General features: G+C 63.6%; 17 protein-coding genes and 1 pseudogene. 2 read left to right on the top strand and 16 right to left on the bottom strand.

Translation table 11 applies throughout. From position 1 onward, the window contains the following. The 10 genes from AC58EF_RS21840 to AC58EF_RS21795 form a co-directional block, all read right to left on the bottom strand. Positions 1-444 (bottom strand): ParB/Srx family N-terminal domain-containing protein (locus AC58EF_RS21840; protein WP_497278555.1); only part of this gene is annotated, 444 nt, incomplete at its 3' end. A 175-nt stretch (positions 445-619) separates the two neighbouring features. Beyond that, positions 620-1,813 carry a DUF932 domain-containing protein gene (locus AC58EF_RS21835; RefSeq protein ID WP_497278554.1) on the bottom strand — a complete coding sequence of 398 codons (1,194 nt, stop codon included), beginning with the start codon at positions 1,811-1,813 and terminating at the stop codon, positions 620-622. A gap of 515 nt (positions 1,814-2,328) precedes the next feature. Beyond that, positions 2,329-2,817 (bottom strand): DUF302 domain-containing protein, encoded by a 489-nt coding sequence (locus tag AC58EF_RS21830; RefSeq protein ID WP_497278553.1) that lies wholly within the window; start codon positions 2,815-2,817, stop codon positions 2,329-2,331. A gap of 75 nt (positions 2,818-2,892) precedes the next feature. Beyond that, the gene (locus AC58EF_RS21825) at positions 2,893-3,321 is read right to left on the bottom strand and encodes a tautomerase family protein (RefSeq protein WP_497278552.1); all 429 of its coding nucleotides are present in this window, start codon (positions 3,319-3,321) and stop codon (positions 2,893-2,895) included. A gap of 42 nt (positions 3,322-3,363) precedes the next feature. Continuing rightward, positions 3,364-4,410 (bottom strand): aldo/keto reductase, encoded by a 1,047-nt coding sequence (locus AC58EF_RS21820; protein WP_497278551.1) that lies wholly within the window; start codon positions 4,408-4,410, stop codon positions 3,364-3,366. Between the two features lie 48 nt (positions 4,411-4,458). Beyond that, positions 4,459-4,914, bottom strand: a complete 456-nt coding sequence (locus AC58EF_RS21815; RefSeq protein WP_497278550.1) for a PaaI family thioesterase — start codon at positions 4,912-4,914, stop codon at positions 4,459-4,461. Then, positions 4,911-5,675, bottom strand: a complete 765-nt coding sequence (locus AC58EF_RS21810) for an alpha/beta fold hydrolase (protein ID WP_497278549.1) — start codon at positions 5,673-5,675, stop codon at positions 4,911-4,913. The genes AC58EF_RS21815 and AC58EF_RS21810 overlap by 4 nt, the downstream gene beginning before the upstream one ends. A gap of 31 nt (positions 5,676-5,706) precedes the next feature. Continuing rightward, positions 5,707-6,537 (bottom strand): MBL fold metallo-hydrolase, encoded by an 831-nt coding sequence (locus tag AC58EF_RS21805; protein ID WP_497278548.1) that lies wholly within the window; start codon positions 6,535-6,537, stop codon positions 5,707-5,709. A gap of 29 nt (positions 6,538-6,566) precedes the next feature. After that, positions 6,567-7,424, bottom strand: coding sequence for an alpha/beta fold hydrolase (locus AC58EF_RS21800; protein ID WP_497278547.1), 858 nt, complete (start codon positions 7,422-7,424; stop codon positions 6,567-6,569). Positions 7,425-7,447: 23 nt separating this feature from the next. Continuing rightward, positions 7,448-8,164: a hypothetical protein gene (locus AC58EF_RS21795; RefSeq protein ID WP_497278546.1), complete on the bottom strand. Its 717-nt coding sequence runs from the start codon at positions 8,162-8,164 to the stop codon at positions 7,448-7,450. Between the two features lie 102 nt (positions 8,165-8,266). On the opposite strand from AC58EF_RS21795, the gene AC58EF_RS21790 reads away from it, so the two are divergent. Both AC58EF_RS21790 and AC58EF_RS21785 read left to right on the top strand, forming a co-directional pair. After that, positions 8,267-8,866, top strand: coding sequence for a TetR/AcrR family transcriptional regulator (locus tag AC58EF_RS21790; protein WP_497278545.1), 600 nt, complete (start codon positions 8,267-8,269; stop codon positions 8,864-8,866). A 525-nt stretch (positions 8,867-9,391) separates the two neighbouring features. Next, positions 9,392-9,493, top strand: a pseudogene (locus AC58EF_RS21785) (DUF736 family protein); the annotation flags it as partial. Positions 9,494-9,606: 113 nt separating this feature from the next. On the opposite strand, the gene AC58EF_RS21780 reads toward AC58EF_RS21785, so the two are convergent. From AC58EF_RS21780 to AC58EF_RS21755, 6 genes are all read right to left on the bottom strand, one after another. Continuing rightward, positions 9,607-9,771: a hypothetical protein gene (locus tag AC58EF_RS21780; protein WP_497278544.1), complete on the bottom strand. Its 165-nt coding sequence runs from the start codon at positions 9,769-9,771 to the stop codon at positions 9,607-9,609. A gap of 285 nt (positions 9,772-10,056) precedes the next feature. Beyond that, entirely contained in the window at positions 10,057-10,815 is a 759-nt protein-coding gene (locus tag AC58EF_RS21775; RefSeq protein WP_497278543.1) for a type 1 glutamine amidotransferase domain-containing protein, read from the bottom strand. A gap of 103 nt (positions 10,816-10,918) precedes the next feature. Continuing rightward, positions 10,919-11,500: a DUF924 family protein gene (locus AC58EF_RS21770; RefSeq protein ID WP_497278542.1), complete on the bottom strand. Its 582-nt coding sequence runs from the start codon at positions 11,498-11,500 to the stop codon at positions 10,919-10,921. A gap of 11 nt (positions 11,501-11,511) precedes the next feature. After that, positions 11,512-12,729, bottom strand: coding sequence for a low temperature requirement protein A (locus AC58EF_RS21765; RefSeq protein ID WP_497278540.1), 1,218 nt, complete (start codon positions 12,727-12,729; stop codon positions 11,512-11,514). 15 nt (positions 12,730-12,744) lie between these two features. Further along, positions 12,745-13,014, bottom strand: a complete 270-nt coding sequence (locus tag AC58EF_RS21760) for a hypothetical protein (protein ID WP_497278539.1) — start codon at positions 13,012-13,014, stop codon at positions 12,745-12,747. Between the two features lie 13 nt (positions 13,015-13,027). Continuing rightward, positions 13,028-14,421, bottom strand: a 1,394-nt coding sequence (locus tag AC58EF_RS21755) for an aldehyde dehydrogenase family protein (RefSeq protein WP_497278538.1), incomplete at its 5' end; no start/stop codon positions are given.

Here is a 14,421-nt window from a genome sequence, read left to right as displayed (position 1 = left end):
GCTGCGGGCGGCCTGGAACAAGCACACTGCTCTGTAATCTTTCCTATCGAAGGACACTCTGGAAACATGACCTAAGAGTGGTGCGCGCTCGATATTCTCGGCGAGTGAAACCTCCTCGGCGAGGATGGCGCTGTCGCGCTCGCGCACCACGCAGGGTACCGGCGCGATCTTGGCGAGGCGCTTCTGCTTGACCAGCATCTCGAGCGCCCGGAAGCGGCGGCCGCCGGCGGGCACCTCGAACATGCCGGTCTCGTTGCCTTCGGCATCGGCGACGGGCACGACGCTGAGGCTCTGGATCAGGCCGCGCCGGGCGATCGAAGCCGCCAGGTCCTTGATCGAGACGCCGGCCTTCACGCGCCGGACGTTGGACTGGCTGAGCACCAGCTTATTGAAGGGAATGTCGCGCGAGGACGACAGGACGATTTTTTGAGCTGCAGTAGCCATCGGGATTTACTCCGCGACGGGCGGCCGAGAGCCTCTCTCTCGACCTCCAACCCGTCACGAAGCGAAGCGCCACCCTCTTCCTTTGAAGGGGGCAGCGCCACGAACCAGTGATCCTGAAAGGCACGGAAGCGCAAAGCCGGAGATATGGAAAACCGCGTTCCCGGCTTCGCGGAAGTCAGGCGGCTCGGTCGAGCAACTTCTTGGCCTTGCTTTCCAAGTCGAGGCGGGCGTCCTGATGCGGCTTGTCGCGCGCGACGGCGGTGATGCCCTGCACGAAATCGAAGATGGATTCCGGTGGACGGCCTTCCTCGACCAGGACACGGTCGATGATCTTGCCGGCCTCGGCCTTGGAGAAGCCGCCGCGACGCAAGAAGTCGGCGCGGTCCTCATCGGTTCTGGCGACGATCCGCTCGCGGGCGGCCTTGATGCCGTTGATGAATGGCAGAGGCGAAGAGTTGGCGAAGTTTAACAGCGCCGGGGCCGCCTCGTGCGCGAAGCGATTGGCGGCATATTTGGAGTGGCGGATGGTAATTTCTTCGAAATCCTCCACGCCCCACAGATTGCGATTCTGGCAGACGGCGCGGAGATAGAAGCTCGCCATGCCGAGCGTCTTGGCGCCGACCTCGGAATTCCAGCAGTAGAAGCCGCAGAAATAGAGATCGGGCGAGCCGTCTGGGAGGCGGCCAGCTTCGATCGGATTGAGGTCGTCGACTAGGAATAAGAAAACGTCGCGGTCGGACGCATAGAGGGTCGTCGTCTCCGTGGAGATGTCGACATGGGGATTGTAGATCCCGGTCGACCAGTCGAGCACGCCGGGCACCTTCCAGCGGGTGTCGCCCGTCCCGTTGCCGGCGATACGCTGAACAGCTTCGACCAGTTCGTGATCGAAGATGCGGCCGTAGTCCGGGCCGGTAACAGCGCGCAGCTCGACCCGGCCGTCGTCGGTTTCGAGCGTCTTTATCTGCTCGCTTCTGTTGGAGGAGAGGCCGTATTGCAGATTGATGCCGGTGAGCGCTGCCGGGAGCCGGCGGAGATAGGCTGCCGGCGCGCCGATCAGGCTGGTGAGTTGGCCGAAAGACCAATGCGTCGGCGCGACGGGCGCTTCCGCCCCCGGCAGGACGAGCGCCAAGCGCTCGGGATCGTTGCGTTGCGCCTCGACATGAATGAGAGCGCTCTCCACCACGCGCGTCTTGCTGTGTTCAGAGCGTTCCCGAACGGTGCGGGCCAAATCCGTCAATGACAGATATCGCTCGTCGTCGGGGCGCGAGAACCATTCCGACGACACGCGGCTGACGCGCTCGCCGCGGCTGACATCGACCTTGTAGCCGCCGCGCACATCACGACGGGCATCCAGAACCTGCATATTCATGGGACGAAGCTCCATGACGGGCGCTGGAGACCTCTTCTCCAGCCCTAACCCGTCATGAAGATCCTGTCCGCACTCTCACTCTGGGGGCGTTGCGGGGGGACTCCCCGCAGAAGGGGTCGACCGAGACAAGGGCTCGGCCGGAGGGGAAAGCTTTCCCCTCAAATCCCCTAAAAAGCTTTGCGCAGAGATCCGATAATTTAAACAGAGGCGGGATCATGTCACCTTGCCGGCACTACAGACTTGCGCACGTCCACAGACGGCGGTTTTCGAGAGACAGGTGGCGGTGGCGGCCGTCGTTCCGCGTCACCGTATTCTTCCGAGAGCGATCGAGAAGCGGGTAAAGCCGGGGTGCTGTTTCAAGCTCTTACGACGTTTCGTCGTATGCCAGGCGGGCATGGTGATCGGTGTATGGCTGCGTCAGCAACGCGGTGGGTCGGTTGTGGTCTGAAGCCGGGCGGTCTCGTGATATGGGGGCCGGCCCTCCGGCGGGGCACCGAGGCGCGAACGAACGCGATTCAGCCGGCGGCTGCCAGGAGAATCGCTTCAAGCTCAGTATCGAGGTCCCGTCCGACGGCCGTCACTCGCGGGTCGCCAAACTGGCTGAAGAAGCTGGATGGAAGATCATATTCGAAGATAGCCTGTCCGTCCGGATCCTCGTAGAGCAGGACCCGGAGCGGCGCGTAGAGCGCCGCACCCAGCTGATGCCGCGTCATGCTTTCCGCGGTCAGTGGATTGCCGATATCCAATTGCAGAGCTTTCTCACTTCGACCCTCCGCCGCGATCAGGGCGCCGTGATCCCGGGTGTGGAAGAGCCAAAGGTTCGGGCCATGGGAGCGGCGCTCGGCAATCGCTTCGGTGCGCGCGGCTCTCAGATCCTCAGCCAGTTCCGGATCGAGCGGCGGAGTGCTGGCCTTGAGCGCTAGCAAGACCTCCTCGAATGATCGAGCGCATATGATTCGAACATGTTCTATCTGCGTCGGTCGACGCTGCATCTCGGTTCGCATTGAAATCTCCAAAATCTCCGCTGTGGGAGTTTTTTTGCTGGCGCTGGTTGGACGTGGCTGGAGACCGCCTCTAGATCAGCCGCGCAACCTTGCGATCTCGGTTCGCGCGGCGCCGACCAATTCCTCATTGGTATGGGCGTGACCCCATAGCCCCCATCCGCCGGGGACCGCCTCTGTCAGCAGCACCCAGGTGCGATCCTTCAGGGAGGGGTCGCCGGCGGCGTCGGCGACGAGATCGGTGAGCCGTTGCACCACCGCGACCTGCTTATCGCGATCGAGCGCGCCGGCATTCGTCAGCACTTGCACGCGGACATAATTTCCGTCGCCATCGACATTGGCGAGCGAACCGGCCGGCAGCTCGTGAATGAAGGCGGCGGTGTTCTTGCGGAACATCGGGATGTCGGGGACCTGCTCGATTGCCTTGACGGTCGCCGCGGCGTCGATCGCGAGCTTCTGAGGATCGGCGAACGTGTCGGCGGCTGCAAAAATATCGATCATGGGCATGGGGAACGGCTCCTATCGAACTGGTGGCGGATGGCGTGCTTGCTAGTTGACGGGCTTGGACGGCAGGTCGAACTGATCGAGCTTGCCGCCGAAAATCCGTGCCCGATTGTCCGCGTCTTCGAGCAGGGTGTAGGGAAAGATGGGCGAGGGTGCGCTTACAGCATCGAGACGGGCGATCTGTTCGGCCGTCAGCGTGACTTTCGTGGCCGCGAGATTGCCCTCGAGCTGGGCCACGGTGCGCGGCCCGATGATCGGCAGCGACCCCTTGGCGGCGACCCAGGCGATGGCGATCTCGCCGGGCGTCACACCGGCTTCTTCGCCGACGGCGATCACCGTATCGAGAATGGCGGTGCGCTGGTCAGAATTCTCAGCCTGGAACACCTTGCCGCCGAACCCCTGGGCGCGCCCCTTCTCACCTTTGCGGTATTTGCCGGTGAGCATGCCGCCACCGAGCGGCGACCAGGCGACAATGCCGAGGCCGAGCGCCTGGCCCATCGGCAGGAGCTCATGTTCGGTCGTGCGCTCGACCAGGCTGTGTTCGACCTGAAGGCCCGCGAGCGGAACGGAGCCGCGCAGCTCGGCGATGGTGGCGGCGCGCGCCACGCGCCAGGCCGGGAAGTCCGAGAGGCCGGCATAGAGGATTTTGCCGGCTCGTACGAGGTCATCGAACCCGCGAACGATCTCGTCGATCGGGGTCACGCCGTCGGCGTAATGGACCCAGTAGAGGTCGATGTGATCAGTCTTGAGGCGCTTGAGGCTGGCTTCGACCGACGCCGTCATGGCCTTGCGGCTGTTGCCCGTCACGAGAAGGCCGCCTTGCGGGCTGGCGCTCCGGGTGAATTTGGTCGCCAGCACGAAGTCGTCGCGGCGTCCGGCGAGCAGCTCGCCGAGGATTTCTTCCGACTGGCCGAACTGATAGCTGTCGGCGGTGTCGAGGAAATTGCCGCCTGCCTCGGCATAGGCGTCGAGGATTCGACGGGCCTCGTCGGGTTCGCTGCCGTGACCCCAGCGAGTGCCAAAATTGCCGGCTCCAAGCACGAGCTCGGAGACACGCAGGCCGGTGTGTTGTCCGAAGAGTTTGTAGCGCATGACAGATTTCCTTTGAAGGATTGCTCGGTTCAGTTGCGCGAGCCCGGATCAGTCCGGGGCCGGCATGAGGATGAGCGACGAACTGGCCGAAGCGAGGAGGACGCCCGCTGCATCAAACAGCTTCGCCTCTGAGAAGGCGGCGCGCTTGCCGATCGTGAGCAAACGGCCCTCGGCCCGTACAGGGCCGGTGCGCGTCGTGAGAGCACGATGGTAGGCGACCTTCAGTTCGAGGGTGGAGAACGCCGTGCCTGGCCGCAGCGCGCTGTGAACGGCGCAGCCGCAGGCTGTGTCGAGCACGGTGGCGATGTAGCCGCCCTGGACGATGCCCGCGGGGTTGAGATGGCGCTCGCCTGGCCGGGCCTCGACGATAACGAGACCTTCCTCGGCCGAGACAAGTGCGATGTCGAGCGTCTCGTGGATCGGCGGCTGCCGGCCCGAGGCGAGGAGGGCGCGCAGTTGCGCCAGTCCGCTCAGGCCGGGCTCAAGGTCGGCGAGCATGCTCATTGCCCCGCCGCTTCCTCGATCACCTTCACCACCGCGTCAGGGTGGGACAGGTACACTGTGTGACTGGAGCCAGGAACCTCGGTCACCTTGGCCTTGGCGCGGGCATACATCCAGCGCTGCAGGTCCATGCTGACGGTCTTGTCCGCGCCGGGCAGCACCGCCCAACTCGGCTTGGTTTTCCAGGCCGCGGCCTTGGCCGGCGTCTTGAAGGCTGCCACCGACAGAATGACCTGCGACTGGGCCATAAACCCGGTCAATTCGGGCGAGGAGTCGGCGGCGAAGTTCTCGCGGAACTTGGCGGGATCCATGTAGTAGAACTTGCCATCCGCTGTCGTCTTCACATCGTCGTTGGGCGGCGGAAACTGCGGCTGGGTTTCGAGTTTCTCTGTGCTTTCGCCCACGTCAGGCACGATCGCGGCGAGGTAGACCAGCGCTTTGACCTTGGGGTCCACGCCGGCTTCGGTGATCACCTGCCCACCCCAACTGTGGCCGACCAACACGGTCGGTCCATCCTGTTGGTCGAGCACCCGCTTCGTCGCGTCGACATCGTCGGCGAGGCTCGTCTCAGGATTCTGGACGATCGACACCTTGAAGCCTTTGGCGACGAGCCTGTCATAGACCGCACGCCAGCCCGACCCGTCGGCGAACGCGCCGTGGACGAGAACGACATTGCGGATCGGCTGAGCATGGGCCGCGGGAACCGCGGCGGCGAGTCCGAGTGCTGCAACGCCGGAGGCGAGCAGCGTAGTGAAAATGGACATGGTAGGTCTCCTTGTTTTGATGCGGTTCGGATCAAGGTTGCGGCGACGCGAACAGGCGTCGGCCGGAGAAATCGGCCCAGGCGCATTGCGCGCGCTCGGGAAAGGCCGTCTTGAGCGCGGCGGCATAGTCGGCGCCGCTCACTGAGCGGGAATGGATCTCGGCGGCGCGCCGCAGATAGGCGATCGTCGCGTCAATGGCGCCGAAATCGACCGGCGCGCCATGTCCAACCAGCAGCAGATCGTAACCCTGCTGCGCCTTCAGCGCCTCCAGCAGGCCAATCCAGTCGTCGAAGTGCGGGAGCGTCGTGAACAGATGGTCACGCGCCGAAAAGACAAGATCGAAGGCGAGGATCGCGCGCTGCTCGGGCAAGGAAGCCACGAGCTGGCGATCGGACTCGGCGTCGGTCACCTCCCGGAAGTCAAACGCGATCCCGTCGATGACGGTCGGGCCAGGTTCCAGGACATGCGTCGGTAGCGTGACCGTCGATGCGACGCGGTCGCCGAGCAGCCGCTGGAGGCCTGCGATCATCGTCGGGCCGGCGTGGCGGATGGTTTCGGCGACGCCGGCAAGGGCGTGGATCGGCACTTGCGGGAAATGTCGCACCAGCGCCTCCAAGCCGGCCCAGTGATCGGGATGGCCGTGCGAGATGATGATGCGGTCGACCGGCTTGCCGAGACCTGCCGCATAGCCGGCGACCTCCTCGGCATAGGCGCTGATGAGTTGGCCGTCGAACAGGATCAGCCGCATCGGCCCCTCGACGATATGGCTATTGACCAGCCAGCCGTCCGTGGGCGCGCCATAGGAATGGATGCGGATTCCGGCACGGTCGGAGACGACAAGTGATCCCTTGATGGCGGACATGACCTTCTTCCTTCCCGGCGGCTCTGACGTCACGCGGCGTCGAGGAACTGGTGGACGTCGCGGGCGAACCGCTCGGGGCATTGGAAGAGGAAGCCATGGCCCGAGCGCGGATAGAGGATGAGCTGGGCGTTCGGCGCCCTCTGAGCGGCCGCGTAGCTGTTGAAGGCGTGGATCATCACGTCGTCCGCGCCATTGGCGTAGAGGACCGGCAAGGTGAGCTTTTCGAGTTGCGGATAGATCGCATCGCCAGCCCGGAACTTGCCGAAGGCCGCCTGCATCGCCTTGGTTCCGGCCTCGCCGACCATCGGTTCGGGCGCTTCGCTGCGATTGCCGAGACGCGCAAGATGGTTTCGGCCGGCCGCGATGCCGTCCGGCGTCTCGGGGAAGAATAGGTAGAGAAAGTCCGCGTCGTCGTTGACGGGCTTGCCCGCGACCTCCCAGACCCTGGCCGGCGCGGCCGGCGCTTCGGGGACGCCGCCGGGACCGGAGCCGGCGACGATCAGTCGTCGCACCAGGTCGGGCCGCTGGAGTGTTGCGCTCTGCACGACATAGCCGCCCATCGACCAGCCGAGAAGATCGACCTGGGCAAGACCGAGCGCCTCGATGAAAGCAATCAATATGCGGGCCATGCCGGGGATGCTGTCGGGAACCTCGCCCGACGAGAGACCGACGCCCGCATTGTCGAACCAGTAGACGCGGCGGCTTACGGCGAGCGCGTCGAGGAAGGCGGGATCCCATTCGTCCATCACGCCGCGGAAGCGCATGGCGAGCACCAGCGGCGGTGCCTCGTCCGGCCCCATGACGCGATAGGCGAGACGCAACCCGTCGGCCTCGACATAGCAAGTGGGCGCGACATCGGCCGCGAAGGGAGAAACAGCTTGAGTCATGGCGAAACTCCTTCCGGCCCGGTTCAGCGGACCAGGATGTCGGTGATCTGGATCAGGATGGCGGTGGGCTGCGCCGGAGAGGCGCGCTCCGGCGTGCGGCGAACGACGCGCCGTAACGTTGGAAAGAGGATGCCGCCGAAGGCGGTGTGGTCGTGGCAATAGTGGGCCGCGACGCCGCCAGCGACGTCGGTCACATAGTCGATCCGCTGCAACAGGCCCTTTTCGTCGAAGTAAAAAACTTGCTCGGGACAGTGGGTCGGGACGTCGGGCGGGAAGGTGACGTGGAGCTTGCGCCAGGTGTCTCCACCGTCGCGATGCGGCTCCAGTTCGCGCAGTGCGAAGCCTGGACGGGTGAAGAGGAACGGCGTGGTGAGGTAGTTCCACATCGCGTAAGCGTTGAAGTAGAGCAGCTGCAGCGGGTCCCATTGGCTCGACAGCACATGGCCGGCGAAGGACACGCGGGGGGCGGCGCGATCGTCCACCACCTTGCTGGTGCGGTCGGTGATCCAGACGCGCTCGGGCCGGAACTGGCCGACTTGGCCAGGCCCGCCGAAAGGCGAGACGGCGACGGCCGGCTCGCGGGTGTCGACCTGCATCAGAACGTTCGCCGTGCCCTGCGGCTGACCCTTAATCGCGTACATCGGCCCGGTCAGTGAAACGCGGACGTCCAGTTCGGACAGCTCGCGCCAGCGGTTGAGGCCGCCATGGGCGTTCATCGCCAATTCCAGGAGATCGGTCATCGTCGGGCCCTCGGTGCCTTGCCATATTGATTGCGACCACAATTAATTGACTTTGATGGCGAACGCAACTAAAAATACAAAAGAAATTTGAGGAGTAAAAAGATGCGTGTTTCCAAGGAGAAAGCTGCGGAGAACCGGACGGCGCTCCTTGAAGCGGCCAGCAAGCTCTTCCGCGAAAAGGGCATCGACGGGGTCGGCGTGGCGGAGGTCGCCAAGGAAGCGGGGCTGACCCATGGCGCCCTTTATGCGCATTTCGATTCGAAGGACGCGCTTGCCGCCGCAGCCTTCTCGACCGGCTTTGCCGGCAATATGGCGGCGATGCGCGCCTGGGCGGGGGATCGGGAGCCGACCTTCGAGGAATATGTCACGGTGCTTCTGTCGGCCACCATGCGCGACAAGCTCGCCGCCGGTTGCCCGATGACCGCGTCCGCAAGCGAGGCGGGCCGTCAAGGACCGGGGGTGAGCGAGAGCTTCGTGAAAGCCTTTGAGGAGGAGCTTGCACTGGTTGCAGGAGCGGCCGATCCAGCGCTTCCGGTCAACGAGCGGCGGACGCTGGCGATCGCATCCGTGGCCGCGCAGATTGGCGCGATCGCTGTTGCGCGCGCCGTGGCCAAGGCGGACCCCGCTCTATCAGACGAGGTTCTTCAGTCGGTTCGCGCTGTGATCATGGCGGCGTATCGAAGTTGTATGGCCGAGCGATGATCGGACAATGCGGTCGCCTTGCGCGTCGACCAAGGCAGGTCGCTTCATTCGAGCATCGAAGCTGTGCCCTTGGCGGCGAGGGCGTCGAGAAATTCCAGCCCGGCCAAGGTCGGTCAGGTACGGCCTACCGCAGATACCAAAGCTCGAGAGGCAAAGCTTACCGTCGGTGTGCCGCGTTGTTCTCATAATATGGCGCAAGGACGGAGACGAATAGTGCCTGCTTGAATTGCTCGATCGGCTGACCTGTCCGAGGCGACGCGCGAGGCCGTCATCGCTGCGCTCACTGTCGACAGCCCGGAACCAGAACGGCCGGGCCTGGGCCGGTCGACGGATGGCGAGCGACACCTGCTTGCTGAATGGCTTGGTTGATTGGCGCTATCCACCTGCAAGAGAGGCTGAACGCGAAGTTGGACCGGCTACCATGAGACGAAAGCGCCCCTGAATGGTTGCATCGGTAACAACGCCCATCGGCGGTAATCCGGTGGCCCGACACGGGCGGATGCGGAAATGGGATTTCACGTCATAGATCGGAGCTTCAACGCTCCGATCTACGCCAACCTCTTCGACGACGAGGACGAAGGCTTCTCGCTGATCTGGTCTCGGCCCTCCATGTGGCGCGGCGACTGAGACCCCGCGCAGGGCCCCGGCCGAACGGGCCGGGGCTCTTATGCGACATGATTTCGAGGACGCCGCCTGCCTAAACAGGCTCAAGGCTTCGACCAGAATTCGACATTTTGAAGTCACGGGCAGCGCGCATAGAGCACTGACTTGCCCATTCCAAATCCCTCAGGATTGTAGATTATCTGGTCTTTGTCGGAGGCATACTCGAAATTGTCGACGTTTCCTTCTTCCCGATAGTAAATCACGCCATAGCCACGTCTGCTCTCCTTCGCCGCGAAATACACGGCCCGGGGCTTTCCGCCCTTCTACCGCAGCGTGTTGGCGGTGATGGTCACGGTCGCGCCATGGCATTTACCGCCTTCCACACGCCCTGCGCTGCTTGTGGAATCCTGGCGTCCTGAGCGAAAGCGGAGCAGGAGACAAAAATCAGTCCGAGCAGTCCGGCAATGACGAAAGTGCATCGCATATTTTGCTCCTGTGCAAGATTGGCAGGATGAAATCCCACCTGATGAAAAGTTCGGGTTGAGGCGAGACGTATCGATCGAAGACCGGAGTAGATGCTACCGCGATCAGTATTCTTGGAGAGCTTCCAGCACGAGTTCAGCCGTGATCCCGCTGCTATATTGCTGCTGCCCGGTGATCAGGCGACCGTCCCGGATGGCGAACGGCTCGTTGGCACCGCGGCACAGGAAGCTGGTGCCGACCATGGCGGCCGCCTCGCTCTGGATGGTGTACTCGTTGAGCTTCATGCCAAAAGCGACGTTGATCTCTTCTTCTTCATCATCGGTGAAGCCCGTCCACTTCTTGCCGTCAGCCAGCAGCTTTCCGTTGGACAAGCGCGTCCAGAGCAACAGCGACGAACCATGGCAGATCAGCGTTACGACCTTTCCCTTCTCATAGAATGAGGCGATCAGCGCGTGAAGCGCAGTGTCGTCCTTGAAAGTCAGGAGCGGGCCGCCGCCGCCGGCCACCCAGACCGCGTCATAGTCGTCCACCGACACGGTACTGATAGGGATCGTATCCTTCAGCATCGCCGCGAACGTCGCGTGATGGACGAAGCCGAGACTGATGAGATCGTCGGCATAGGCGCCACCGGGTGTGCGCGGATCGCTATGGGTGTCGAACATCACCTCGCCGCCATTCGGAGAGGCGAGATCGACCCGATGCCCGGCCTCAGCGAACATCAGGAAGGCCCGTGTCATTTCCTCGGCAAAGAAGCCGACGGGAAAGCCTTTGAGCGTTGCCGTGTTCGAGACGATCGACAGGATTCGGCGGGGCTTGCGCTTGATGCCGATCCGGGTTTCGAGTTTCAGGTCCGAGGCCGTCATTCACATATGCCTTCTATTGTTGGATCTTGTTGTCTGATGGAGGACCGTCTCGGAACAATGAGGCCGATTGTTCAGCGTTTGATGATGTGATGATGAACGGCCTCTAGCCACTGAAACCGCCCTCACGGAGAAAGCCTGCCTCCTCGGGGGTTGCTTTGCGCCCGAGTATGTGATTGCGATGGGGAAACCGTCCGAACCGGCGAATGATGTCGCGGTGACCTTCGGCGTGGTCCAGCCAGGGCTGGCCCAATCCGGCGTTGAGCCGCACCGACAGGTCCTGATCGGCGAGATCCTCCGAATGCGCGAAGGGCAGGCAGAAAAAGAGCCGCAGGTCCGTTTCGACATGTTCCATATGGCCCGCGTCGAGCGCCTGCCCGGCATAGCGACGGGCGAGCGGATCGGTCGCATACATGTGCGCCGTGTTTCGAAAGGCGTTGCGCGGAAACTGATCGGTCAGGATCAGGAGCGCAAGCGACCCTTCTGCCGTTCCCATCCAGTCGTCATGTCGGCGCGAGGCGACGGCCATGTGCAGATCGAGGAAGCGCTCCCGAAAGGCGCGGTCAAAGGCAGGCTCCTTGGCGAACCAGTGGTCTAACGACGTCCGCCAGAACGTCACCACATCGTTGGGCGTGCCGTGCTGATCCTTGATCGGCCGCCGCGGGCGCAATGTGTCGAAAGCCTTCATGGCGCCGGTCCTCAGTGCGTCAGTTCTCGAGGCCTGCCCGCTTCTCGCCGCTTGCGGACGAGGCGGCCTTCCCAGAAACCGGCGGCGAGCATGACGATCGTGGTGAGCCAGCCCATGGTCAGAAGATCGACCGCAAACGCGACGGGGATGAGCGCGACCAGCGCGGCGACGGCCGCCATGTGGGATATCGGCAGAACGCCATAGACGACCTTCTTGTAGACAGCGCTGCCGAGGAGATAGATCGCCGGGCCGCCGGAAAGCGTCAGCGCATAGGCCGTCTTGAGCCCATCATGGGGATGGGCGAGCACCAGATCGTTGCCGACCGCAGTTGCGATGATCCCGCCGACCAGGATGGCGTGGACGTAGTGGAAATAGGCGCCGATCCGGCCGGGGTCGTCCGAACGGGTGATCGCGGCGGTCGCGTCCTTGCTCGACGTGCCGAAGTAAAGCCACCACATCGCAAGCGTGCCGAGGAAGGTTGCGAGCAGCGCGGAGAGGATCGGGACATCCCAGCTCTGCGCGCGTGCCATCGTCGCGCCGGTCGCCAGCAGCGTCTCGCCGAGCGCAACGATCACGAAAAGCTGGCAGCGCTCGGCGAGATGCCCGCCTTCGATCGTCCAGTCGCTCGTCCTCGACCGGCCGAGGCCGGGGACAGGAAAGCCGAACATCGGCGAGACGTACTCGCAAGCGACCGCGATCGCCCAGAGCGCCATGCGGGCTTCGTGCTGGACGAGCGCACCGGCGATCCAGAAGACTGCGGCGATCGAGACCCAACCGAGCATGCGCCGGTAGTTGGCCGACAGCGGATGATCCGAACCCAGCTCCCAGACGATATAGGCCGTGCGCCCGACCTGGATCGCGACATAGGCAAGCGCGAAGACCCACCCGCGCTCGCCGAAGGCGCCGGGGATGGCCGAGGCCATGAGGAGGCCAGCCAGCATGACGGCGAAGATCAGGCCGCGAATGCGCGGCGTCTCGGGATCGAACCAGTTGGTGACCCAGCAGGTATATTGCCAGCCGAGCCAGACCGCGAACCACAGGATCAGCGTCTCGACGACGCCCGTCCCATTGAGGTTGGTCAGCAATTGGTGGCTGAGCTGCGTCACCGCGAAGACGTAGACGAGGTCGAAGAACAGCTCCTCGAACGTCACCCGCGCATGATGGCCGTCACGGCGACGCAGCAGCGGGTGATGGTCGGGGGAGGTGGCGATGGTGGAGCTGTCGGTCATGGGCGTTCCGGCGGGTCAGGAGCGGGCGAATTGCCAGACGGCGATTGCCGCGACGACGGTCGGCACCGCGAAGACGATTGCCAGGATGGGCAGCTCCTGCGCCACGGTGTAGCCGGCCTTGTTGACGCCCACCCAGAGATTGGTGACCGAGACGATGAGCCAGACGGGGATGAAGATCTTCGCCGCGGTCGCGAGCGCCGGCGTCGTGCCGCCCCAGAGGTGACCAAATAGGAGGAAGACGCCGAGCAGGACGACGCCGCCAACAATGACCATCAGCATGTGCACGGCGACATCTCCCTTACGAAAACACGCTCAGATTCTTCTCGATGTCCTTGCCGGCATAGGGTGGGAAGACATCGAGCTCGAGATCGGGATTGCCGATCAGCATCGCCTTGGTGTTGCTGAGCGCGTCGAACCCAGCCTTGCCGTAATATTTGCCCATGCCGCTGTTGCCGACACCGCCGAAGGGGAGGCTATCGATCCAGCAATGGAGATTGGTCTGGTTGACGCAGCCGCCACCGAACGAAAGCGATCCGAGCACGAAGTCGATGGTCGCCTGGTCCTTGCTGAAGATGTAGGCCGCGAGTGATTTCGGCTTGCGCTTGATGATCCCGACGATTTCCTTGAGATCGCTGTAGGGCATGACCGGCAACACCGGGCCGAACACTTCCTGCTGCAGCGCCGGATCGTCCCAGGTCGAGGGATAGAGCAGGGTCGGCTCGACGTAGCGCGCCTTGATGTCGAAGCGCCCGCCATGGACGACCTTTTCGGGCAGGATGTAGGAGGCGACCCGCTCGGCGTCGTGCTCGCTGATCATCCGCGCGAAGTCGGGACTTTGGCTTGGATCCTCGCCATACATTTTGACGATCGACGCCTTGAGCTTGGCGAGGAAGGCGTCAGCGACGCCCTCATGCACATAGACATAGCCCGGCGCGATGCACCATTGGCCGGAGATCGCGTTGTGGCCCCAGGCGATGCGGTCGGCGGCGATGTCGAGATTGGCGGTGGCGTCGACGATGGTCGGGTTCTGCCCGCCGAGTTCGAGGATGACGGGTGTCAGATGCTCTGCGGCGGCGCGCATCACGACCTTGCCGACGGCCGAGGAGCCGGTGAAGAAGATGAAATCGAACGGGAGTTCGAGGAGCGCCGAAATCTCCTCGCGCCCGCCGGTCACCACCGTCACATTTTCGGGGGCGAAGTATCGCGGCACGAGCCTCTGGAAGAGCGCCGCCGTCGCCGGCGTGGTGTTGGCGGGTTTCAGGATCACGGTGTTGCCGGCCGCAAGCGCGGCGATCGCCGGATCGAGCAGCAAGAGGATCGGCGCATTGAACGGGCCGATCACCAGCGTGACGCCATAGGGCTCCTTGTAGATCACGCCCTTGTTGCCGGTCGCCTCCAGCCCGGCGGGGATCGCGACCTCCTGCGGCGCCATCAATGCGCGGAGGTTCTCGCGATAGTAGTGGATCACCCCGCTTGGCACGGTGATCTCGAAGAGCTGTTCGAAGGGCGGCTTGCCGAAATCCTGATAGAGCGCGGCGCAGAAGGCATCCTTGTTCTCGACGAGCATCCGCTCCATGCGGTCGAGCTGATCGATCCGCCAGTCATAGCTCTTCGTTGCGTCCGTCAGGAAGTGCTCCCGTTGCGCGCCGAGCAAAGGCTGGAAACTGTTCGTCATGATCGGCCCTCCTGACG

It is taken from the genome of Sphingobium sp. WR1 (assembly GCF_059693745.1).
This window is presented reverse-complemented; position numbering and strand designations above follow the sequence as displayed.

Excerpts from the sequence above, each read along its gene's own strand:
- AC58EF_RS21815 (WP_497278550.1), bottom strand. The coding sequence starts at position 4,914 with ATGAGCATGCTCGCCGACCTTGAGCCCGGCCTGAGCGGACTGGCGCAA.
- AC58EF_RS21805 (WP_497278548.1), bottom strand. The coding sequence starts at position 6,537 with ATGTCCGCCATCAAGGGATCACTTGTCGTCTCCGACCGTGCCGGAATC.
- AC58EF_RS21820 (WP_497278551.1), bottom strand. The coding sequence starts at position 4,410 with ATGCGCTACAAACTCTTCGGACAACACACCGGCCTGCGTGTCTCCGAG.
- AC58EF_RS21800 (WP_497278547.1), bottom strand. The coding sequence starts at position 7,424 with ATGACTCAAGCTGTTTCTCCCTTCGCGGCCGATGTCGCGCCCACTTGC.
- AC58EF_RS21790 (WP_497278545.1), top strand. The coding sequence starts at position 8,267 with ATGCGTGTTTCCAAGGAGAAAGCTGCGGAGAACCGGACGGCGCTCCTT.
- AC58EF_RS21775 (WP_497278543.1), bottom strand. The coding sequence starts at position 10,815 with ATGACGGCCTCGGACCTGAAACTCGAAACCCGGATCGGCATCAAGCGC.
- AC58EF_RS21770 (WP_497278542.1), bottom strand. The coding sequence starts at position 11,500 with ATGAAGGCTTTCGACACATTGCGCCCGCGGCGGCCGATCAAGGATCAG.
- AC58EF_RS21825 (WP_497278552.1), bottom strand. The coding sequence starts at position 3,321 with ATGCCCATGATCGATATTTTTGCAGCCGCCGACACGTTCGCCGATCCT.
- AC58EF_RS21835 (WP_497278554.1), bottom strand. The coding sequence starts at position 1,813 with ATGAATATGCAGGTTCTGGATGCCCGTCGTGATGTGCGCGGCGGCTAC.
- AC58EF_RS21830 (WP_497278553.1), bottom strand. The coding sequence starts at position 2,817 with ATGCGAACCGAGATGCAGCGTCGACCGACGCAGATAGAACATGTTCGA.
- AC58EF_RS21795 (WP_497278546.1), bottom strand. The coding sequence starts at position 8,164 with ATGACCGATCTCCTGGAATTGGCGATGAACGCCCATGGCGGCCTCAAC.
- AC58EF_RS21810 (WP_497278549.1), bottom strand. The coding sequence starts at position 5,675 with ATGTCCATTTTCACTACGCTGCTCGCCTCCGGCGTTGCAGCACTCGGA.
- AC58EF_RS21765 (WP_497278540.1), bottom strand. The coding sequence starts at position 12,729 with ATGACCGACAGCTCCACCATCGCCACCTCCCCCGACCATCACCCGCTG.